19 protein-coding genes are annotated in these 21,806 nt (G+C 31.5%); 3 read left to right on the forward strand and 16 right to left on the reverse strand.

What is annotated here, in order from left to right; all coding sequences use genetic code 11:
* The first annotated feature begins 150 nt into the window (after window positions 1-150).
* Window positions 151-879, forward strand: a complete 729-nt coding sequence (locus tag OLM57_RS08810; RefSeq protein ID WP_264566829.1) for a DUF4393 domain-containing protein — start codon at window positions 151-153, stop codon at window positions 877-879.
* Between the two features lie 215 nt (window positions 880-1,094).
* Here the strand turns inward: OLM57_RS08810 and OLM57_RS08815 are convergent, their stop codons facing one another.
* Window positions 1,095-1,787: a prolyl oligopeptidase family serine peptidase gene (locus tag OLM57_RS08815; protein ID WP_264566830.1), complete on the reverse strand. Its 693-nt coding sequence runs from the start codon at window positions 1,785-1,787 to the stop codon at window positions 1,095-1,097.
* A 650-nt stretch (window positions 1,788-2,437) separates the two neighbouring features.
* Here OLM57_RS08815 and OLM57_RS08820 point away from each other — a divergent pair.
* A complete protein-coding gene (locus OLM57_RS08820; RefSeq protein WP_264566831.1) occupies window positions 2,438-4,201 on the forward strand; it encodes an Ig-like domain-containing protein in 1,764 nt (587 codons plus the stop codon).
* A 75-nt stretch (window positions 4,202-4,276) separates the two neighbouring features.
* Window positions 4,277-6,298: an OmpA family protein gene (locus OLM57_RS08825; protein WP_264566832.1), complete on the forward strand. Its 2,022-nt coding sequence runs from the start codon at window positions 4,277-4,279 to the stop codon at window positions 6,296-6,298.
* A 244-nt stretch (window positions 6,299-6,542) separates the two neighbouring features.
* On the opposite strand, the gene OLM57_RS08830 is transcribed toward OLM57_RS08825, so the two are convergent.
* From OLM57_RS08830 to OLM57_RS08900, 15 genes are all read right to left on the reverse strand, one after another.
* The gene (locus OLM57_RS08830) at window positions 6,543-7,238 is read right to left on the reverse strand and encodes a potassium channel family protein (protein ID WP_264566833.1); all 696 of its coding nucleotides are present in this window, start codon (window positions 7,236-7,238) and stop codon (window positions 6,543-6,545) included.
* A 197-nt stretch (window positions 7,239-7,435) separates the two neighbouring features.
* On the reverse strand, window positions 7,436-7,945 hold the full coding sequence (locus tag OLM57_RS08835; protein ID WP_264566834.1) for a hypothetical protein: 510 nt from the start codon (window positions 7,943-7,945) through the stop codon (window positions 7,436-7,438).
* An 18-nt stretch (window positions 7,946-7,963) separates the two neighbouring features.
* Window positions 7,964-8,920 carry a hypothetical protein gene (locus tag OLM57_RS08840; protein ID WP_264566835.1) on the reverse strand — a complete coding sequence of 319 codons (957 nt, stop codon included), beginning with the start codon at window positions 8,918-8,920 and terminating at the stop codon, window positions 7,964-7,966.
* Window positions 8,904-9,428, reverse strand: coding sequence for a hypothetical protein (locus OLM57_RS08845; RefSeq protein ID WP_264566836.1), 525 nt, complete (start codon window positions 9,426-9,428; stop codon window positions 8,904-8,906). The genes OLM57_RS08840 and OLM57_RS08845 overlap by 17 nt, the downstream gene beginning before the upstream one ends.
* On the reverse strand, window positions 9,421-10,608 hold the full coding sequence (locus tag OLM57_RS08850) for a PilN domain-containing protein (protein WP_264566837.1): 1,188 nt from the start codon (window positions 10,606-10,608) through the stop codon (window positions 9,421-9,423). Before OLM57_RS08850 ends, OLM57_RS08845 begins: the two co-directional genes overlap by 8 nt.
* Complete coding sequence (locus OLM57_RS08855) at window positions 10,608-12,521, reverse strand: type II secretion system protein GspD (RefSeq protein ID WP_264566838.1); 1,914 nt, start codon at window positions 12,519-12,521, stop codon at window positions 10,608-10,610. The genes OLM57_RS08850 and OLM57_RS08855 overlap by 1 nt, the downstream gene beginning before the upstream one ends.
* Window positions 12,521-13,924 (reverse strand): GspE/PulE family protein, encoded by a 1,404-nt coding sequence (locus OLM57_RS08860; protein ID WP_264566839.1) that lies wholly within the window; start codon window positions 13,922-13,924, stop codon window positions 12,521-12,523. The genes OLM57_RS08855 and OLM57_RS08860 overlap by 1 nt, the downstream gene beginning before the upstream one ends.
* Window positions 13,924-14,367: a hypothetical protein gene (locus OLM57_RS08865; protein WP_319800275.1), complete on the reverse strand. Its 444-nt coding sequence runs from the start codon at window positions 14,365-14,367 to the stop codon at window positions 13,924-13,926. Before OLM57_RS08865 ends, OLM57_RS08860 begins: the two co-directional genes overlap by 1 nt.
* A gap of 40 nt (window positions 14,368-14,407) precedes the next feature.
* Window positions 14,408-14,842: a type IV pilin protein gene (locus OLM57_RS08870; RefSeq protein WP_264566840.1), complete on the reverse strand. Its 435-nt coding sequence runs from the start codon at window positions 14,840-14,842 to the stop codon at window positions 14,408-14,410.
* Between the two features lie 74 nt (window positions 14,843-14,916).
* On the reverse strand, window positions 14,917-16,029 hold the full coding sequence (locus OLM57_RS08875) for a type II secretion system F family protein (protein WP_264566841.1): 1,113 nt from the start codon (window positions 16,027-16,029) through the stop codon (window positions 14,917-14,919).
* The gene (locus OLM57_RS08880) at window positions 16,026-16,517 is read right to left on the reverse strand and encodes a hypothetical protein (protein WP_264566842.1); all 492 of its coding nucleotides are present in this window, start codon (window positions 16,515-16,517) and stop codon (window positions 16,026-16,028) included. The genes OLM57_RS08875 and OLM57_RS08880 overlap by 4 nt, the downstream gene beginning before the upstream one ends.
* On the reverse strand, window positions 16,510-16,857 hold the full coding sequence (locus tag OLM57_RS08885; protein WP_264566843.1) for a hypothetical protein: 348 nt from the start codon (window positions 16,855-16,857) through the stop codon (window positions 16,510-16,512). The genes OLM57_RS08880 and OLM57_RS08885 overlap by 8 nt, the downstream gene beginning before the upstream one ends.
* Window positions 16,832-18,043 carry a hypothetical protein gene (locus OLM57_RS08890; RefSeq protein ID WP_264566844.1) on the reverse strand — a complete coding sequence of 404 codons (1,212 nt, stop codon included), beginning with the start codon at window positions 18,041-18,043 and terminating at the stop codon, window positions 16,832-16,834. Before OLM57_RS08890 ends, OLM57_RS08885 begins: the two co-directional genes overlap by 26 nt.
* 3 nt (window positions 18,044-18,046) lie before the next feature.
* Complete coding sequence (locus tag OLM57_RS08895) at window positions 18,047-18,931, reverse strand: toxin-antitoxin system YwqK family antitoxin (protein ID WP_264566845.1); 885 nt, start codon at window positions 18,929-18,931, stop codon at window positions 18,047-18,049.
* 143 nt (window positions 18,932-19,074) lie between these two features.
* Complete coding sequence (locus tag OLM57_RS08900) at window positions 19,075-21,795, reverse strand: reprolysin-like metallopeptidase (protein WP_264566846.1); 2,721 nt, start codon at window positions 21,793-21,795, stop codon at window positions 19,075-19,077.
* Window positions 21,796-21,806: the final 11 nt, after the last annotated feature.

Raw genomic sequence — 21,806 nt, forward strand, 5'->3', positions numbered from 1 at the left:
GGCAATTGGCCTAATGGTAAGTTGGTTTTGTATTTGGGATGATTTGGCAAATCCGAAAATAGGGCATAATTTAGTCCCAAACTACTTGTAGCGCGGGAACGTTACAGTCGGTTGTGCGGAACTTAGAAAATAATACTTAATAAAGAACTCATGGGATTAGAAGATTTATCTAATATTTTAGGTGCAAAAACTGTAGAAAAAGCATATGACGACGCATTATCACCACCAATGAAAGAAGTTGGCAAGGCTACATCAGATATTGTTAAAACATTTAGACTTTTTACTACTCCTTTTCAATTAGCAGCAACTCTACAAGACAGACTTGAAATCTATCTTGAAAAAATTCGAAATAACGTTCCCAAAGAAAAACAAATAGAATGTCATCCAATGATTGCAGGACCAATATTTGACAGACTTAAATATTTGGACGATGACAACAAATTAACCACACTTTTTTTGAATTTACTTGAAAGAGCGATTGATAGTGAGAGAGTAAATGAAGCTCATCCTGCATTTATTCATATTATAGAACAATTGTCGCCTGATGAAGCTCTAATACTGTATTTATTGAAAGATAATGAGATACATGTTGTGGATACTTTAGACTTAGACATAGCTGCTAATAAATTCATCAATTTTAAAATAATTGAAGGTGGGTTTCCACAAGAAAAATTAAACATTCCTAATAATTTTGAATTATACTATTCTCATTTAGAAAGTCTTAATTTAATAAAATGGCCAATTATTAATCAAGAACCTATTAGAAGTGAAGATAACTCAATTCAGCTTGGTGTAAAAAGGTTTAGCAAAATAACTGTTACTTCTTGGGGCAAGCTTTTTATTAAAGCATGTATTCCCGATAAAGGTTTTGAAGTTTAATAAATTTCAAAATCAACCGAACCGCTAACAGCTACAACGGATTTAGGCAATTGGCTTAATGGAAAGTTGGTTTTGTATTTGTGATGATTTGCTTCGCCTGTTCACTGTCGCTCGAGTGACAAATCTGCCCTAGTCCCAGAACGTTATCACTCGGATGCAAAATTTGTATTCAAAAATTGACGTTTAATAAGGTAACCCAATACGGTTGCCTTTTTTTATGGGATAAATTTAGCTTGACTCAACATCCAGTTGTAAATTTTGTCTTCTCTAAAATAGCGCTCCACACTGCCGTGATTCCCGCCCTTAACAACGGTAAAAGTAAGATTGGCATCGGGATTGCAAGTCTGTATAGCTTTGACCATTTTTCTGGATTCAGATAATGGGACTATATAATCTTTGTTTCCATGAATAACCCACAAAGGAATCGTTGCTAGGTTGCAGGCATCTTTTGTGTTTCCACCTCCGCAAATGGCTACTGCTGCGGTAATTTTATCGGGATATTTACCGGCAAAATCAAAAGTGCCGTATCCGCCCAAACTCATTCCGCATACATAAACCCTCGATAAATCGGTGTTGTAATTGTTTTGTACATATTCCAAAAGCTTCAAGAGTTTGTCGGGATCCCAAGCACCGTGAGCTACTTGTGGCGCAATAACGATGGCTGGTATTTCTTTTCCTCCTTCGATAGCTCGAATTACGCCGTAACGTTTTACGCGATCCAAATTAGTCCCGGACAGGCTTTTCCCATGTAAAAATAAAATGATAGGCGCCTTTTTGTCCAACACTTCCTGATTGGGCAAATTAATCCAAAAAGGATAATCGGTTTGGTCTGTGATGGCTTTTAGTTGTGCTTGTGCAGTAGGAACAGCGCAAAGCGTAAGTAGGTAAAGTAAAATATGAAATCGCATGAATTGGGGATAATTTTTTGAAATGGGTTCGCAAAGTACCTTTTTATAATTAAAAGGGGAAACTTTTTTGGATAAAAACAAAAATGCAAAATATCTCCTTTTTGGCAATGTCATTAAGGTTAAGGCGTTTAACCGTCACTTCGAGTGATTTTGAATAGTAATGCGATAGCTTTAATATTTAAAATTGTATCGAGAAGCTTTCAAAACGTAAAGGTTCTCGATACTTCGTAAAAATTTTCTATCGCAAATTATTACTCAACTCGAACTGACGAATCCTTAACCTTAATGATATTGCCCTTTAGCCCCGATTACTTCACTATACTTTTATTTTCATCGGAGTTCAGTGAACTTCGTTTGTAATGGAAATCCTTGTGAGCCGGGGTTCGGCTTACAAGATTGCAATGTAGAGCGGGACCAATGCTGCAAAAAGATCCAATCTTTCTGCTCCAAAATTTTATAATCAAATGCAGATGATATGAACTACGGATAGTCGTCTAACCCTTAAATAGTTAGCGATAAATCATTTATTTGGTTTTAAAAAGCAAAATAGCGTGAATTATACAAGTCTTGTTGAGAATTCTATAATATTTCGGAAGCGTTGTAGAGCCACCTTTGTTGTATTAAATTATTTAATTCCTAAATCAAAAAAAATGAAAGCTAAAATTTTACTATTCACTTTTGCAATACTGTGTGTTGCATTAATTACCGGATGCGAAAAAGACGATTTTGAAGAAGTCGTTGGAGTATGTCCGATAGTGGAATCAACAACCCCCTTGAGCAATGCATTAGATGTTCCATTAGGACAAATCATTACCGCAACATTCAACGAGGAAATGGATCCAAGTTCGATTACTTCAACCTCATTTACGGTTGTTGGGGCTGCACCCTTAGCAGGGACGGTTACATATACAGGCAAGACGGCCTCATTCACGCCAACACTTCCACTAGCAGAAAACACCACTTATACGGCTAGAATTACTACTAAAGCAAAAGACTTAATGGGTAATTTTTTGCAGGTTGAGTATGTATGGGCATTTTCAACAGGGACACTTTTGAGACCTGTAGTAACTGCAACAGATCCTATTAATAATGCTATTGCTGTGCCGTTGAATAAAACAATTTCGGCAACATTCAATATGGCTATGAATTCATCAACATTAAACAGTACCACTTTTAAAGTGAATCAAGGAGTTAACGTTGTGACGGGAGCAATTTCTTACACAGGGACAACAGTATCTTTTGTTCCAACAAATCCTTTAGTAGCCAATAAAATCTACACTGTAACGATAACTACGGGTGCTAAAAATTCATTGAATACTGCCATGGCAGCAGATTATACTTGGACTTTTACAACAGATGTAATACCAACAGTAACTGCAACAGATCCTATTAATAATGCTATTGATGTAGCCTTAAATCAAACAGTAACTGCTGATTTTAGTACTATAATGGATGCTGCTACAATCACTGGGACGACATTTACTTTGAAACAAGGAACAACAACAATTCCGGGAACGGTTTCTTATTCAGGTACTACAGCTTCCTTTAACCCAACAAATTCGTTGGTAATTGGCAAAGTTTATACAGCAACAATTACAAATGGAGCCAAAAATGTAGCAGGAACTCCATTGGCTAGTGACTTTGTTTGGAAATTTACGACTATACTGGCACCTCCTGCAGCTATAATTATTGATCTTGGTACTGCTGCTATGTTTGGAGTTTTTGGTGGTAATGCCGGAATGACAAACGAAGGATTAAACACAGTAATTAATAATGGAAGTATAGGGACAACTGCTGTTTCAACAAAGGTTACAGGATTTCATGATGGGGTTGCCATTTATACCGAAACGGATCTAAATGTTGGAAATGTTACAGGTGATATATTTACTGCACCTCCAGCTCCAGGAACAGCCACTTCATTTGCAATTGCACAAAAAGCATTGCTTGATGCAAATGCAGCGTATTTAAGTATTTCCCCAGCTTCAAAACCAGGAGGATCTGATCCAAATGCGGGTGAGTTAGGTGGATTGACATTAGCTCCGGGCGTTTATAAATCGGCAAGCGGTACTTTTAAAATCAGCAATGGTAACCTGACGCTTGATGCACAAGGTGACCCAAATGCCACTTGGATTTTTCAAACGGCTGCAGGTCTGACAGTTGGGATTGCAGGTCCTACAGGTGCCAAAAGTGTAATATTGAAAAATGGTGCATTAGCTAAAAATGTATTTTGGTATGTAGGTAGTGCTGCAACTATTAATGGTGCTGGTGGCGGAACCATGGTTGGAACTATTATTGCTAACTCGGGTGTTACTTTTTCTACTTCCGGAAATGCAGCCCAAACAGTACTCAACGGAAGGGCAATATCCTTAGTTTCTTCTGTGACCATGGTAAATACAACCATTAATGTACCATAAATAATATTGCTAAATAATATATCCCGTTTTCGGACGGGATTCTTCTCAAAAAAAAAATATCTAAATAGACATAAAATGAAAACTAAAATTAGTTTTAAAATAGAATTATATACAACGTGGATTTCAGATAATTTTCACTTAAGTAGCTTTTTCTTATTGACGTTGTTGTGCTTAAGTGCTCAAACAAAGTTGCAGGCTCAAGAGGTTAATTACACAAAACCTACTTGGTACTTTGGTGTTGCAGCTGCAACCAACTATAGTTTTTACCGTGGTTCAACACATCAGCTTAATTCGACTTTGACTCCTCCGGTTACTTTTCATAATGGAGAAGGAGCAGGGCTTTATTTGGCACCGCTTATTGAATTTTATAAACCGAATACAATATTGGGATTTATGTTTCAGGCAGGTTATGACAGCAGAAAAGGTTCCTTTGATCAGAAAATGACTCCTTGTAATTGCCCTGCAGATCTATCTACAGAATTAAGTTATATTACGGTAGAACCAAGCATTCGTATTGCTCCTTTTAAATCTAATTTTTATATATACGGAGGACCACGTTTGGCTTTCAATGTAGATAAATCATTTAAATATCAGTTAGGTATTAATCCGGCATATCCTAATCAAGAAGCATCACCTGAGGTAAGAGGTGATTTTGACAATGTTGACGAAACGCTTATTTCGATGCAAGTTGGAGCAGGGTTTGATATTCCGTTATCCTCACAAAAACACAAAACACAATTCCTTTTGTCTCCTTTTGTGAATTTTCAACCTTATTTTGGACAACATCCCCGCTCAACCGAGACTTGGAGTTTAAGTACTCTTAGAGTTGGTATGGCACTTAAATTTGGGCAGGGAAGTAGAGTGGAAACTCCAGAAGTCGAAACAACTCAAGTTCAGTTTTCGGTATATGCGCCTAAGAATATTCCGGGAGAACGTAATGTAAGAGAGGTATTCCCATTACGTAATTATGTTTTTTATGATCTTGGATCGAATGAAATACCAAGTCGTTACAAATTATTGAAAAAAGAGAATGTAAAAGACTTCAATGAAGATCAGATAGGAGGAGTTACGGCTTCTGTGAATCCGTCGGGTCGTTCTGCACGACAAATGACGGTTTATTATAATGTGATCAATATTCTTGGGAATCGAATGGTAAAAAATCCATCAACAACTATTACACTTGTTGGTTCTTCAGAAAAAGGATCAGAAGATGGTGTCTTGATGGCTGAATCTATCAAAACATATTTAGTTAATGTATTCGAAATAAACGCGTCAAGAATAAGTACGAAAGGGCAATTAAAACCCAATATTCCATCTGAACAGCCTGGAGGAACAAAAGAATTGGAATTGCTTCGCATGGGAGATCGTAGAGTTTCCATCGAAAGTAATTCACCTCAATTATTGATGGAATTTCAAAGCGGTCCAGACGCTCCATTAAAACCATTAGAGTTTGTTACTGTTCAAGAAGCACCTATAGACAGTTATGTTACCATTGATGCAACTGGTGCAGGGCAAGCGTATTCCTCATGGTCTTTAGAAACTACTGATCCAGACGGACAGATGAAAACTTTTGGTCCTTATACGCAAGAAAAAGTAAGTATTCCTGGTAAAAGTATCATGGGAACTCGTTCTGAGGGTGATTATAAAGTAAAAATGATTGGGACAACCAAAAGTGGTAAAATTGAAGAAAAAGTAACCACAACTCACATGGTGCTTTGGACACCTTCTAAAACAGAAGAGGGTCTTAGATATAGTATAATTTTTGAATTTAATAAATCAAAAGCAATTACCATGTATGAGAAATATTTGAGAGAGGTTGTTACGCCTAAAATACCTAAAAACGGTGTTGTCATCATTCATGGTCACACGGACATCATTGGTGAAGAGTCTTATAATTTGAATTTATCTTTGGACAGAGCCAATGAAGTAAAAAGTATTATCGAAAATGCTTTGTCGAATTCAGGCAGAAGAGATGTAAAATTCGAAGTGCATGGTTTTGGAGAAGACGAAAGTATGTCTCCTTTTGAAAATAAGCTTCCTGAAGAACGTTTTTATAACCGTACGGTGATAATTGATATTGTTACGGCTACAAAATAATAAATAAATTTGGTTAGTAATACTCTTTTAGAGTTTAAAAAGACAGGGATTTAAGTTCCTGTCTTTTTTTTGATTTAAAATCCAGAAGAATTTGATATTCTCATAATTTTAGACTCCTTCTTACAAAAACACTGAAAAATAGTTTAAAATATTTAACTTCTAAAGAGTTGATAAAAACAGGATTTGAAGAATTAAATCGATAGTAAATTATATACAAAGGATGTCCGTAATTGGATGTCCTTTTTTAGTTTTGGTTTTGTTTCTTGTTTTGTCGGTGAATGGTCTCTCTATGAATCGTAACAATTTGACTTATGAATATTGTAGGGAATAAGATGCCTGCCAATCCTTCTAAAATTGAAAAAGATTGTGCAATTGGCGTATTTGGAGTGATATCTCCATAGCCAACGGTGCAAAGGGTTGTGAAACTGTAATAGATAAATTTATAGGATATTAGCCCTCCTTTTTTAATATTCTCACTAATAGTATAAGCATTATGGTTTATGTGGAATATCAAACCATGTATAAAAGCAAATAACAAACCTAAAAGTAAAAAACAAGCTATGCCCCCCTGAATCCGGTGAATGTTTTTGTCGTTTTTTTCAAATACTTTGAGTAAAAAAACGATTTCTAAAAACAAAAATAGCGATACCCATAGCGAAGATGAAAAAATCAGCCAAAATTCATTTTTAAATTGAGCATGAAAAAACTCAATTGTTACAATGATAAAAGCCATTGTAGCCGTTATATACTTAATGGTTTTACTGGAATCAATTGAAAATACTCCAATCATTATGTTTGTTCCCAATAAGATCGCCACTATGAATTGTGCCCAATATAAATTTCCAAAAATGGGCACTATAAAGAAAATTATAAGCAGCAATGAAATCAGGAACACGGGAAAGATTTTCGATTCTTTATTTTGAATAGGTATTTTTATCATGGTTTTTTAGGAATATCTGAATCAAATTATAGCTGACATCAAGGAATATAATAAACACTTTAAAAGTAAATAATTTTTGTTTACAAAAGTGTATTTAAGTAAAAAACCCTTAAACGATTGATGTTTAAGGGTTTGTTCTTGTAGCGAAGATGAGACAATTCTCGAACAATTTATTAAGTATTTATGTTATTGTAAAACTAATTTAATCGAAATATCTTTTTTTCACTATTGAAATCTATTTCTATAGAATCCTTGTAAATCTTTTTTACGGTAATACCTTCCGACTCCTCATTTAATTTTAGTTTATGCAGTTTTTTATCAATGTTTACTAATAATAGTAATTCATCTTTTCGATCTTTAGAATTAATATAGCCATGATATGAAATAACTGGCCAATTTAAAATTTCTACATTTTTAATTAATTCGGGTTTTAATTTCTTTTTTATAATCGGGCTTTTAAAATGCGTTTTAGGAGCTAACGAAGAAGTTATTATTCTACTTTCTTTGTTTAAAAAAGGATCCCTGTCAATATGATTGATAGAAAAGGTGTCTTTATTTATCTGATTTATTTTTAAATTTGAATTGTAATTTTTCGAATGATTTGTTTTTTTATCTAAAAAAAAATATTGTTTTAGCGTTTTTGATGCCACTAAACCCCATACTGTCAAAACAATTAAAATTAAAGCGATATTAATTTTCTTTTTCATTAGGATGGTTGAGAATTATTATTTTACTATAAATTTGAACGCGGTACTATAGACACTTATGTTTCCAGCCAAATCGGTTGCTTTAACTCTCCAATAATAACTTCCAATTGTTGTGAAAGCTTTATCAAATGTCGCTGTTGAAACGTCATTTTTTTGGATTATAGTTGTAAAATTTACATCGTTTGCAAATTCTATAGTGTATGTAATAGGTGATTGAATAGCACCTACATCGGCTAGGATTGACCAACTAAAATTAATTGTTTGGTTTATTGTAAATGTTGCATTTTGTATGGGAAGAGTGTTGCTAGGTTGATTAGGATTAGTTCTATCAACTGAAAATGTACTTGTACTAAATGGTGTTTCAGATGTGCCATTTACTCCTTTTATTTTCCATTTATATTTAGCTTCTGCACTTAAATTAGTGTTATTTATTATAAATGTTGGGTTCGTAATATTTGTTTCTTGAAAAACAATAGTTTCTCCATTGGTCACATTTAATAATTCAAACTCGTAATAATCTGCCATTGTAAGTACTGCCCAATTACAAGTTATGGTGCTGTTTTTCGTATAAAAATTGTCGGCTGGGCTTTTTAAAATAATTTGTTGATTACTTAGATCTGTTGATTCAATTACAGAGAAATCAGCTTGAAGAGAGTAGGAAGATTGATATGCAAAATTTTCGCCCCTTATCCTCCATTGATATTCGCCATGAGGAAGAGGATACGTTAAACTCGTTTTAGTTATTAAGGAATCTAATATTTTTGTTTTATCTGTTTTAAAAATTTGTATGCGATATTTATCTGAGTCAGTAAGACTATTCCATTTAAAAGTAACTACATTACTTTCAATTTCTTCGTAATTTATGGGAGATATAAGTTCTACCATATCATTTGTTATGTCCTTTTCCAAAACATCATCGCATGAAAACAAAATTAATGCAATTGCTATTAATGAAACTCTATTTATTTTTTTCATAATTTTGAAATATAATTTTAAAATGTAAAAGATCTGTTTTGTTATTTTTTTTTGAGACATAGAAATGCATATTTACAATTCTTGAATCACTAAAATTTTTCTCAAAATCGTATCCTAATTGTAATAATTGGTTTATGTTACCGGTAACGTCCAGTTGATTTGTGATAATGGTATGATTTTCATCTTGAAAAAGGTGTATTGGCTCTAATACATTAATTGATACTTTAGGGTGTCTTTTTGCTGTAAAGTTTACAATTTCTTGCTGTATTACCTCTTTTGACACTCCCTCTTTACCTATTAGTCTGTCTAAATAAGCCACCTCTTTGGCCAAATTACTTGAATTATTCGCTTTTTTATTTACATCTTTAATTTTTTCTGATAAAGCATTATGTTCTTTTATTACTTGAATTAGCGTACTAAATGACCTTTTGTATGCTGTTATCGCAATTATAAAAGTCAAAAGGAGTAACGCTAGAAATTTTTTCTTAAAGGAATATTTTTCAAACATTTTTTATTGTGATTTTTATTTCAAATTGAGATTTATTTTTTTTGTCTTTTTTCAAACTAATAATTTCAAAATTCCCTAACCAATTCATTTTTTTTAGACTTTCCATCCAAGTGGTAAATGAATATTCATTAAAAGTTTCTCCTTTTACAGTTATTGTGTTAGACTCAAAAATTAATTTTTGGTTTGATTTTGATTCCTTGGTTAGAGGAGTTATTTCTAAAACGGTTAATGAGACATCTTGCGGAACTATTTTAATGATTTCATAAGAATAGAAGGAAAGGAATTTTGAAGATGAGAAGCCTGATTCTAATAGTATTTTCTCTTTATTTTCTTTTTGTTTTTCTAAATTTAATGTTTGCTGATAGTTTTTATCTGTGTATATATTTTGAATATTCAGAGCTGTGTTTTTTGATGTATAATACTGAATTAAAAAGAAACTTATCAAAAGCGAAATCAAGAAACCAACTAGAATTGAGATTCCAAAATATTTAAAAGCTTTCTTGTATATAATTTCGTCTGTATTTAAAGTCTCAATTTTTGTTTTTGAAATTTCTTTAGATTTTATGAAAAAATCAATTACTGTGGCATATAAAGGCAAGTATATGTTGGTGATTGTCTCGGTTCCAATGATGTAATTTTCTTTTTTTGCAAAATCAACTTGTTTTTCAAAGTTATGTAGTTTTTCATTTTTGAATTCTAATAATAAATCATTAGAAAGGATTGCGTCTTTTTTTATAGAATTTATTAATAAAGCTGATAAAAATGAACCTAAATAAACATCTATTATTTCGAAATTGTTCTTTTTAAATTTTGATATAGTGTCAATTATAATATTTTTTCTGCAAAAGCTTATAAAATCAATATTTAGACCTTTTACACTTGTATGGTATATTGAGTTTAAATCAATGTTTTTATACCAACTTACATCTGCTTCATTATTGAAATCAATGGCTTTATTTAATACTCCCTTTCCATCAACCAACAATAGTAACGGCAAATTTTGATCTACGTTTTTTTTAAGGTCTTCAAATTCTGTAAATGAAGCCATAGAAACAATCGTTACTTTATTTCCCTTTTTTTTAACAGTTAAGACATGATAAAACTCTTCATTTTCGTTTTTAATGAGACCTATAACATGCAGTTCGTTAATTTTTATTATTTTGGATAGAATCGTAATCATTAATATACTACAGTTGGTTTGATAAATAAATGTAATTTTGAGGTACTTTTCCCTTTTTGGCGACTACTGAAAAACCATTTAATGATTGGTATTCTTGAAATTATAGGTGTTCCAGTTCCAGAATTTTCTTTTTTTAATTCATCTAGTCCTCCTAATAAAATCATTTCATTATTTTTTACCCTAACAAGAGATTCAAATTTTTGTGTTGCTTTTCCTGGAGGAGCATCTTCACCAGCTCTTGCTAAAAAAGAACTTTTTTCGACAACAATAGTTAGAGTTACATTTTCATCCGTTGAGACAAAAGGCTTTATTGATAAACTGAGATTGGCATCGGTCGATTTCCAAACACCAGAATTTAATACATCATTACCAATACTGTTGTTTATAAGTCGATTAGTTTGTTCAAAATAATAACTGGTTTCGCCAATTGATAGTTTTGCCTCATGACCACTTATAGTCGCAATTTTTGGTGTTGATTCTACATTAATTATAGAATTATTTTCAAGTAATTTTAAATTGGCATAAAATGACTCTGCTACTTTTCCTAATTTAAAAATACCGAAACCATTAAAGGCATCAATTAAACTATTTATGGATGATGAATTTACTACTACATCTGTGGTGGGGAATATTGTTCCGCTAGTTACTACCTTGTTTAATTTGTCTATTCCAGCCTTCATGCCGGTTTGAATAGAATAGGATTTATTGTATTGGACAATAATTACCTCAATTTGAACCATAGGAACAATTTTGTCTATTTGCTTAATGTATATTTTTAATTCTTCAACAGTATTTTTTGATCCAGAAACGATTAATCCATTTAATTCAGTGAATTCTTTTATTTCTAATTTATCTGAAAACACCTTAGGTAGAGATCCAAGAACGAGTTCTATAGATCTATTTTCCATTTGTATTAGTTCAGTTACTCTTAATCCTTCTGTAATTTGCTCTCCTATTAAATAAAATTCCCCCTGCTTTTTGAAGGTGTATTTTTTGCCTTCAAGAATTTGTTCTAAAAGATCGTCAAATGTTATATTTTCTACTGAAAGAGTAATTTTTTCGTTTTCAGGTTTGTTATAAAAAAAATAATTAATTTTTAGTTTTTCCGCGGATTCGGTGATTAGGTCAGCAATATCAGCAGCGTATGCTTTTACAGATAGCAACCCGTTTTTAGTAGTCGAAACGTCATAATACCCTGGAAGTCCTACAGCAGCTTTAGGTTGTTTGGCTTTTAAATTAGAACTATTGTTTAAGGAATTTGCATTTGAGTCTGTATTGTTTTTTTCGATATAATAAAATCCATTATCGTCTACAGTTGCCAATAGATCATTTGATTTCGCAATCATTTGTATCACTTGGTCAAATGGTCGATTTAATATGTAAGAGGAAACGGTTATATTTCTGATGGTTGGAGCCAAAATCAAATTCTTACTTGTTTTGTCTATAATTGTTTTAATGACGGATGATAAAGTGTCATTTTCCAATTTAACGGATAAAAAATCATTTAAAGGATTGTACGTAACATCAATTATTTTTGCTGATTTTTTTTGAATAATATTTTTTTCAATTCTTTTGTTGAAAATAATAATGTTATTTCTAAAAGTTACTTCGAGATCATATTTTTGAACTAAATGTATAAAAACATCTTTAACTTTTACATCAAAAAAATTATTCGATACCATTTGATTTAGACTCTGATCCACGTCAACATTTAATTGATGATCTTCTGCGATAGTAGAAATAAAGTCATGGAGTGTAAGGCCATTTATATCTATTTTTATTGATTCGTCAAGCCCTTTATTTTGTGCTGACATTGCATCAAAATTTTTAACTAATTCATTTATGTCTTGTTGTGCAATAATAGTGTTTGTGAAAAATAAACCAATTAGTACGTAAATAATTTGTTTGAACATTATATATTTATTAAAATAGAATAAATTTCTTCTAGTGCTGTTTCTCCTTTTGATAAGATATCAAATGCCTTTTCAGACAACGATTTGTAGTTATCATTAGGGTTATATTGTTTTGATAATGTATTGTTTTTTATGGCTTCAACGATAGCGTTTTCAATTGGTAAAACTTCATAAATAGCTGTTCGGCCTTTATAGCCAGTATGATAGCATTTATTGCAACCTACAGCTTTATAGTAGCTAGAAATTTCATAAGGAAATTGGAAATTACTTGGGAAATCACTTTTATTGCATTTTATTTCTTTCTTGCAATCATTGCATAGCTTTCTTATCAATCGTTGCGCTACCGAAAGGTTTAAAGTCTCGGCTATCAAATAAGATGGAACCCCCATGTCTATTAACCTTGAGATGGTTCCAATTGCAGAATTGGTATGAATGGTCGATAATACTAAATGACCCGTTAAAGATGCTCTAATTGCCATCAAAGCTGTTTCTGAATCTCGAATTTCTCCAAGCATAATAACATCTGGATCCTGTCGCAAAAACGATTTTAAAGCAGCTGAAAAAGTAAGTCCAATATCTTCTTTTAATTGAACCTGATTGATTCCTTTTAATGTATATTCAATTGGATCTTCTACAGTAACAATGTTTCTTTTACTGTCGTTGAGCAATCTAAGAGTAGCGTATAGGGTAGTTGTTTTTCCTGATCCAGTTGGGCCACTTATTAAAATAATTCCGTTCGGTTTTTTTACGGCTTCTAAATAGTTTTGTAATTCTTCTTGCTGAAGACCAAGAGTATTCAAATCTATATTTGATGCATCTTGTCCTAACAAACGCATAACTATTTTTTCGCCAAATAAAGTGGGTAAAATGGAGACCCTAATATCAAATGAATCATTAGTAATTCTTCCATCTTGTGGCAAACGTTTTTCGGTAATGTTAAGCTTAGCTTTTATCTTTATTTTGTTGACTAATTCCAGATAATTGTCTCTTTCAATTTTATATCGCTCGATTAATTGCCCATCAATTCTAAAACGAATTCTGGACGAATCTTCATAAATTTCAAAATGAATATCACTGCATTTTAGAGATTTTGCTTCTGTCAATAAATTTTCAAGGAAATCACCTTTGTCAACATTAATGGATTTACTTGAACTAGTAAGCCGTTCTTTGCGATAATAAATGGATAATGCTTTTTCAATTTCTGATGAATCAAACGAGATTAAGGATATGTTTTTTCCAATAAAAAGTTCTAATTCTTCTTTGGTATCCAGATTGTTATTCGATTCATCTATATAAAGTTCTAAATTAGAATCAGACACAGTTTTTGGCAATACCCTATACTGATTTGCGATGTCATTGGACAAAATATGCTGATTTTCTGGATGAACTATTATAGTTTGCATTATATTAAAGAGATTTTCGGGATGCTTAATAAACCATCCATTGCAAGAATTATGAATAAAAATAATGCCGAAAATCCAGCTAAAGGTACCGTATTGTGTTTTATTTTTTTTCTCAATGTAAATTGCAAACAAATGGCAAAAATCATTGAAAGTATAAAAAAGAGAATGTAGTTTTTAAGATTGAATAATGGAGTAATGCTGATGTAAAATAACAAATCACCCAATCCAAAATAGTTCTGAAAAGGATTTAAAAAGTGTTTGTTTTTTAAACTCATATAAAGGGTTAATATGCTTAGAGTTATTAGAAAAAAGCATAAGTTTAGAATCATGATTTTATTTGAAAGTTTATTTTCTTGATTTATTATAAAATAGGATAACAAGAAAATCAGTGTAGGCAAAACCACATGAATTGCTCTGTATTTCCAATCTTGAAAAAACAGCACTAGTAGACAAAGTAATAAACCTATAAAAATTATATTCAATTTATTCTTTTGTTACTTCTGTTAACATTTTTTTACTGTCAATTTCCCAAGTGTTTAAAGCTCCATCTCCATCCAAATCAGAGGTTGCTGTTGCTCGAGCCAAAAAGGAATCATTTGAAGCTTCTACAATTTCAATTTTATATACCGCCTGACCTCCTTCGTCAACTGTAAGTTCTGGCTCAAAACCAAGCTCTTCTAGGTTACTTGAATATTTTGAATGTCTGTAGAAATGACTTTTTTCTAAGCCATAAACTTGATTTAACATCGCTTGAGCCTCAATCGCTTTTGCTTGACCAATAACTGAGGTTTGATTGGGTAATACCATTAAGAGTAGTATACCAATGATACATAAAACAATCAAAATTTCAGTTAAAGAGTAGGCTTTAACCATTGTTGTTTTAGTGTTTTGAAAGTATTTTTTAATATTATTCAACATCTTTATGTTATTTTATTCGTTAAAAATTGTTAATTTCAAAAGTGGCAAAAATACAAATAGTAATGAAATTATTGTTATTTATTTATTATTTTACTTAAATCAAACATTGGGGCATACATAGAGACCATTATTACTCCAACAATCACTCCAATTACTATAATAATCATAGGTTCCAAAATGACACCTATCATCTTTGTTTGATGGCTAATTTCCTCATTATATTGTTCTGTTAATCTTTCAAACATAGTTTCAAGTTGATTCACTTGTTCAGCTACTTCAACCATAGAAACCATTTTATTCTCGAATACATTGTGTTTTTTTAAACTTTCATGTAACGAAGCACCTCTTGTTATGTCTTCTTTTATTTCTTCAATAGCAACTTCGATAGGATAGAAGCCTATCATTTTTGCGGTTAATGTCAAAGAATTTATTAATGTTGTTTTAGATGTAATTAATAAATTCATTGCTTGGCAAAAGCGGGATATATAAATTTTTCGAATTAAATTTCCAAAATAGGGTGTTCTCAAAATTATTTTTGTTGTAAATGCTCGGTAATTTTGATCTTTTTTAAGTAAAGTATGTGCAGCGATTAGCCCAATAATAATGGCTAGTACGACCGTAAAAATTGCTCCTGAATGATTTGATAATTTTATAATGATTTGAGTGCTTTTTGGTAATTCACTTCCAAATTGTCTAAAAACAGAACTGAACATTGGTACTACTTTATTGAGCATAAAATAAAGCACTAAAAAGGTAACCAACATTACAATTGCTGGATAGGTCAACACAGAGATAATTTGCCTTTTCATCTGAATTTTTCTGTTGAAATATTTTTGCAATTCGGCTAAAACTTCTTCTAGTTTACGGGTTTCTTCTCCTATTTGAATGCTGTAATATTCGTAAGGTGAAAATTGATTTGTCTCTTTTATTGATTCATAAATGCTTCTTCCTTCTACAACTTTATTCTTTAATTCAATGATTATTTCTTTTTCAAATTTATTGGAAGACTGGTTGCCTAATATTTCTAATGCTTTTTTAAAATCAACTCCTGATTTTAAAAGCATACTCAACTCTCTGTAAAATACTTCTTTTTGTTTATCTGAAAGTGATTTTGAAAACTGAAGATTAATACTTTCAATTTTAATTGGTTTTTTTTCAGATTTATATGTGCTTAAATCAAGACTCATTTTTCGTTGTTTTCTTTTAATAATAATTCATTTGCATAAATGCGCTTATAGAATTTCAAGTCCATTTTGTTTTCATTTATTTCTATATTGAATTTTAATTTTTGAAAAACAAATTGTTCCGATTTACTTTTTACTGTATCAATATGTATTTGATTAAGCTTAATTTTAAATGTATCTATAAATATTTCATTATTTCTCAAAGTATAGTCTTCAAGAAAACTATATTTTATGTTTTCGCCAGAATAACCTTTAAATGTAATTTCATTATCAAAAACAGTCATTTTTTCGTTTTCAAAAATATCTTTGTTGACACTATAAGTCAATCTATTTAAATCACAGATTGATTCATTTTGATTTTTGTAATCCATCATTCTTTCCGTTACAATAGAAAAAACCACAAATATTATGCTCATAATGATAGCGGTTATAGCCATACCGACAATAGCCTCTACTATAGAAAAGGCAGATATCATTTTTCTGTTATTCATGATTATTTTGAATGTAAAAACTTTTTTCAAACTCAAACTGTGTGCTGTCTTTAAAGCGGATGGTTGTTTTTTTTAGGTTTTCATTAATGTATTCCTCTTCAATTAAAAGATTCTTATCCTCATTTTCATTGAGTAAGGAGTCATTTTTTATTTGTGCTATAAAGAATAATTCATTTACTTTATTTTGGGTATTATAGAATTTTGCAGATGTTCTTGGTGTAAAAACTGTTGCAAAAATCAGTATTGTGAAATAAAAACATATTGAAATAATAGTCAAAGCAATGACTGATTCCAATATAGAATTTGCTCTTAAACTATAATACTTTTTTAATGATGCCATGAGATACATTTTTTGAATCAAATATTGGAATTGATATAAAATAGTTTGGTCTTTTTTTAGCATTAATTTCTATATCCGAAATAGTATTGTCATAGGATGCAGATTCTGTTTTGTAAAATAAACGATTGGTATATACAGAACCGTAAACTTTACTTTTTAAAAATAATTTTCCCGTGCAATAAATGTCGCCAAATAGCAAACCTTCTTCATCTATTTCTATACTATTTTTTTCTATCATTTCGTTTGTGTTGCCAAATAGAACAACAGCGCCAGTTATTTCGCATTCTTTTTTTATTTTTATTTTGCTATCATCACCATTTTCGTTGTAAATGCATAGTACAGAAGGGTAGTTTAAAATAACATTTTGTTCCAATTCTATTCTTTCAGTAGCAAAAGCTTGAACGGTTCCCTTAAATCCAGATTCGAATGTTATTTTTGGTGCAATCAATATTACATCTTCTAAAATGGTATTTTTTTTAATATGCAAAGAATCTTTGGAGCGTATAATAAAATTGCCTTTAAAAATCACATTCGAAACAATGGAGTTTAGATAAATTTCTTTAGTTGTATTAAAAAAAGAGTTGAAGTACAAAGAATCTTTTGGTTTTTCAACATCAGATAAATTTGTTTTTATAGTTCTTATTCCATTGAATATTTTCTTAAAATCAGGATTGATCTCTGGAAGTTGATTTTCAGAAATTGTATTTTTCCCATCGATTATAAGTTGATTGGGTCTATTGTTAATATAAGCAGTTTCAATATAGGTTGATGGGAGTGAATTGTCTCCAATTAATTTTACCGTACCAGTATAAGTAAGTGATTTAGAGAAATTGGATAAAAACAATGCTGTATTATCTTTGGTATAAAGCCCGATAAAATGTGCAGACTGAACTGTGTCTTTATTTGTTTCTGATTTTACTAACAAAAGATTTAGCAGACCATAGGGTTTTGTTGTATAGCTTCCTATAATGCCTGATTTTTCATCTTGTATGGGTTCTTGTAATGTCTCTTTATTCTCTAATGCAAGATTAACTATAGATTGATTATTAATGTATAACTCTTCCTGAAGATTATAGTATAAATTGAGTTGACCGTATAAATTTGAAAAAAACAATAGAGCACCACAAATTATGGATACAATCAAGCAAATGTAAATGGCATATAGTAAACTGTGGGCCTTAACCATAGCTTATTCGCTTGTTTTTTTACTGAATAATTTATTATAATAGCGATTAAATAAATTTTCTTTTTTAGGTGTAGTCCCAGAGTTTATATTTTCTTTTTCTGTAGCTTTTGCCTTTTCTTTCGCTTCTTTTGCGGCTTTTTTATTTGCTTTTGCGGTTTTTCTTGCGGTTATTTTAGCTTCTTTGGCTTCTTTTTCGCTAAGCTTTGCATTAGTTTTTTCATTTTCTAATGCTAATTTTTGGGCCTTTACATAATCTTTTTCTGCGTTTTTCGCGGCGGTTATTTTATTTTTTTCAGATTCTATTGCCGCTTTTTTAGTAGCATCGTCTTTTAGCGTTTGCAGTTTCAAGGTTAATTTGTCTAATTTCGATAATTTTTGTTTTTTCACAACAGGGATTCCATCTCTATATTTTGTAGTGTCTTTTTTTACAAAATCATACCATATTCCTTGTTTTTTGTCGTTTTTATAACAACCGGTTTCTGCAACAAGTCCATTTTCATCATATTTATAATACATGCCAGTTCGTATGCCATTAGCCCATTTTTGAGTGCTTTCTATTGAGCCATTGGGATGCCATGTTTTCCAAATGCCTACTTTTAAGCCATTTTTAAAGTTTCCTTTTTCGGCTATTTGATTACTATGATACGTTTTTAAAAATACATCATTTAGTAATTCTCCTCCAAAATCACCTTGAGCACTATGTATTGCACCGCCTTTAAACCAATAATATACTTTATTCGCTTTTGGTGTTAAAGTTTTCTTAGTAATATAGAATTCATATCTAAAATCTGCATCACTGATTCGTTTTATCGAATAAGGGTCTGAAAACGATACTAGAAATAACGCAATAAAAAAGGAAAGTAGAGATAATGACAGTTTTGTTTTCAAAGCAGATTATGTTTAATAATGGGCACAAGATACTATTTTATAAATTGTTTTTCAAAAATTATTGTAGTCTAAATATTATTTTAGTTTCAATTAGTTTTGTGTTTTTTCAGCATTTTTAGGTTAATAGAATGGAGTCTCAATTATTATTCAATTATTAATTTTTTTACGGTTTTTTTATCTCCATCAGTTAATTCCAATATATAAATACCAGTTTGAATTTTATTCAAGTCAATGTTTTTATTGAAATTTGATTCGTTTTTATAATTTTTATAGAAAATTTGTCTTCCCAATAAATCGTAAACGGAAAGTTTTATATCATTTGTACTAGTGCTAGTAAACTGGATATTAAAATTTCCTTTATTTGGATTTGGATATAAATTATATTTATCGACTTCAAAATTTGTAGCCACCAAAGAATTTGATTTTGTACAGATTGTTAATGATGCAGATTCTAATATTCCTGTATCTCCCGGAGAAAAGTCCCTTATGCGTAATGTCCATTTACCCTCTGGATTGAGATTATTAAAAGCGCTTAATGGTTGAGCAGGAGTAACTGTTTGTAAAGTCGTTGTAGTGCAAGAAAGAGAAATTCCTGAATCATCATATTTTAAAAATAACTTATTGTTTGAAGCTCCGCAAAAGCTATCAAACAATTTTACAGCTATTCCCTGTGGATTAACCAATTCTATTTGAACATCTGGCAAATAGGGATGGGTAAGTTTTATTTCTACATTTATATCAGCTACATTTTCTGTAGATGCGGGGACGTCTAATGTTAATGAACTATATACTTCGGACTCCGGTATTGCAAAAGGGGTTGTAAAAAAATATGTGTTACAAGAAGGTTCAATTGCATCTTTAATGGAAAAAGATTGGCTATTCACAGCATAATAGATATTTGCTGTAGGTTCTATTAAAATCCTGCAATTTGTTGCGGTAATGTCGGGTACTGTGATTTGTTCGGAACCATCATTTGGTGTATTGGAAATTAAAATTATTGGGAAAGTCAAACCGCCATCTGTCGAAAGTTTGATATTTACATAGTAAGAACCAGATAAAGTATTTGTATTGTTTACACTCCAATTTATAGTTTCTGTGGTTCCAGATATCCAATTGGTGTCCGGATTGTTTTGTGAGGTAATTGTAAAAGGACCTGTATTAGCTAATACTTTTACTACCATTGCATCGGTATTGGTTTGCGCAAGACCCAAAGGAGCATTAACTCTTCCTGTTAGAGTGAAGTTTAATGTTCTGTCTATTGAAGAAACTGACTCCCAGGTTGTAGTCAATTGGCTAAGCAGTACTTTGTCTAAAGCTGGCATATATCTATTAGCCGAACTACTTGGTGGGATAGATCTAAAAAGGGGACCATTGGTTTTTGTAGCATATGCAATGCTATTTGAACCTGTTTGATTGGAGGCAGAATCATATTGTTCCCAACAATATGACAAGGTATTTCCATTTGGATCTGAACCTGTTCCTTTTAAAACAAAAGCTGTATTTGCAGGAATGGTGTAGTCTAACCCAGCATCTACTGTGGGAGTTTGATTGCTTAATATTACATTTACGGGACAAGTTTTTGATGCCAAATTATTTTGCATTTGCAATATGCTAGCATATCCAAAATAATCATCGGAATGACTTTGAATATCATAATCAGTAATTCCTGCATATCCCATAATAGTAGATCCACTACCCGGTTCAACGCTTACTCCCGTACCTTCCACATCGTATGAAAAGGTATGGTTTGCACCTAGTTGATGTCCCATCTCGTGAGCTACATAGTCTATGTCAAATGTGCTTCCTTCTGGTTTGGAATCGGCAGGAGAAGTATAGGCACTTCCTTTTCCTGTGGTATAAATGGGTGTTGAAATTGTATTGGTAACTGGACTACAAACACAGCCAATACAACCAGCATCTCCTCCTCCTCCAGAGGCAGCAAATAAGTGACCGATGTCATAATTTCCTTCTCCAATTATGCTTGAAATTGTGCTTTGTACTTCTTTGTTCCAAGTTCCCGGACAGTCTCCAGTACAACCAGAAATCGTGTTTAAGCCTTGTGCTTCATCAGAATAAGGATCTGTATTAGCATTGGTGTATATAATCAAATTTGTATTGGCAATTATTTCTAGTTTTAATGCTAAATCTTTATTGAAAACTGCATTTACTCTCGTCATGGTTGCATTCATACCTGCCAAAGCTCCTGCGACAGTTCCTCCAAAATAGCTTGCATACTCGCCAGTACAGGACAATGCCAATCGCATAGTTTTAAACACGCCAGAGCTTGACTTTAATTGACTAATTTTTTTAGTCAATTCTTTATTCAACCCAAGATCTGAAGTTCTACACAATAATGATAAATTTCCTTTGCTTGTACTTTTTGAAGTTGAAAGAACATAAATTGATTTGTCTTTGGTCAATGGTTCAATAAATTCTGAGCCACTATCTCCCCTCATAACTATAGTTTCTATTCCTATTGGAGAAATGCTAAAACTTATAGAAGCATTTGGGTCTGTAATTCCAGTTCCGGAGTAAGCTCGAATGTCTGGGTATAGCGCTTGTAATTCGGGAGCAAAATTGGATGACTCTTTTACAGCAAACTCTTCTATTGTTCCATTACTGTTTGGTATTAAGATTTTTATTGTTTCGTTTATATTTGATTTACTTTGAAGACTAAACATTCTTTGTTTAAAGTCTGTTTCATTTAGTGTATAAAGTAAATTTTTGTCTACTTCAGCTTTTTTTAAAAGTTTTTGATAGGAAGAATTGTTTGTATTATTTACTATTTTCCAAAATGACTTTTCCTGGGAATAACCAATATAACTTGCATTAACGATTACAAAAAAAAGTATAAATTTATTCATGAACTTAAAAA

It is taken from the genome of Flavobacterium sp. N3904, from assembly GCF_025947305.1.
Taxonomy (GTDB): domain Bacteria; phylum Bacteroidota; class Bacteroidia; order Flavobacteriales; family Flavobacteriaceae; genus Flavobacterium.

Coding starts and splice junctions, on each gene's coding strand:
- OLM57_RS08835 (WP_264566834.1), bottom strand. CDS start 7,945: ATGAAAAAGAAAATTAATATCGCTTTAATTTTAATTGTTTTGACAGTA.
- OLM57_RS08845 (WP_264566836.1), bottom strand. CDS start 9,428: ATGTTTGAAAAATATTCCTTTAAGAAAAAATTTCTAGCGTTACTCCTT.
- OLM57_RS08850 (WP_264566837.1), bottom strand. CDS start 10,608: ATGATTACGATTCTATCCAAAATAATAAAAATTAACGAACTGCATGTT.
- OLM57_RS08875 (WP_264566841.1), bottom strand. CDS start 16,029: ATGAGTCTTGATTTAAGCACATATAAATCTGAAAAAAAACCAATTAAA.
- OLM57_RS08885 (WP_264566843.1), bottom strand. CDS start 16,857: ATGGCATCATTAAAAAAGTATTATAGTTTAAGAGCAAATTCTATATTG.
- OLM57_RS08900 (WP_264566846.1), bottom strand. CDS start 21,795: ATGAATAAATTTATACTTTTTTTTGTAATCGTTAATGCAAGTTATATT.
- OLM57_RS08840 (WP_264566835.1), bottom strand. CDS start 8,920: ATGAAAAAAATAAATAGAGTTTCATTAATAGCAATTGCATTAATTTTG.
- OLM57_RS08820 (WP_264566831.1), top strand. CDS start 2,438: ATGAAAGCTAAAATTTTACTATTCACTTTTGCAATACTGTGTGTTGCA.
- OLM57_RS08825 (WP_264566832.1), top strand. CDS start 4,277: ATGAAAACTAAAATTAGTTTTAAAATAGAATTATATACAACGTGGATT.
- OLM57_RS08860 (WP_264566839.1), bottom strand. CDS start 13,924: ATGCAAACTATAATAGTTCATCCAGAAAATCAGCATATTTTGTCCAAT.
- OLM57_RS08890 (WP_264566844.1), bottom strand. CDS start 18,043: ATGGTTAAGGCCCACAGTTTACTATATGCCATTTACATTTGCTTGATT.
- OLM57_RS08830 (WP_264566833.1), bottom strand. CDS start 7,238: ATGATAAAAATACCTATTCAAAATAAAGAATCGAAAATCTTTCCCGTG.
- OLM57_RS08855 (WP_264566838.1), bottom strand. CDS start 12,521: ATGTTCAAACAAATTATTTACGTACTAATTGGTTTATTTTTCACAAAC.
- OLM57_RS08810 (WP_264566829.1), top strand. CDS start 151: ATGGGATTAGAAGATTTATCTAATATTTTAGGTGCAAAAACTGTAGAA.
- OLM57_RS08815 (WP_264566830.1), bottom strand. CDS start 1,787: ATGCGATTTCATATTTTACTTTACCTACTTACGCTTTGCGCTGTTCCT.
- OLM57_RS08880 (WP_264566842.1), bottom strand. CDS start 16,517: ATGAATAACAGAAAAATGATATCTGCCTTTTCTATAGTAGAGGCTATT.
- OLM57_RS08870 (WP_264566840.1), bottom strand. CDS start 14,842: ATGTTGAATAATATTAAAAAATACTTTCAAAACACTAAAACAACAATG.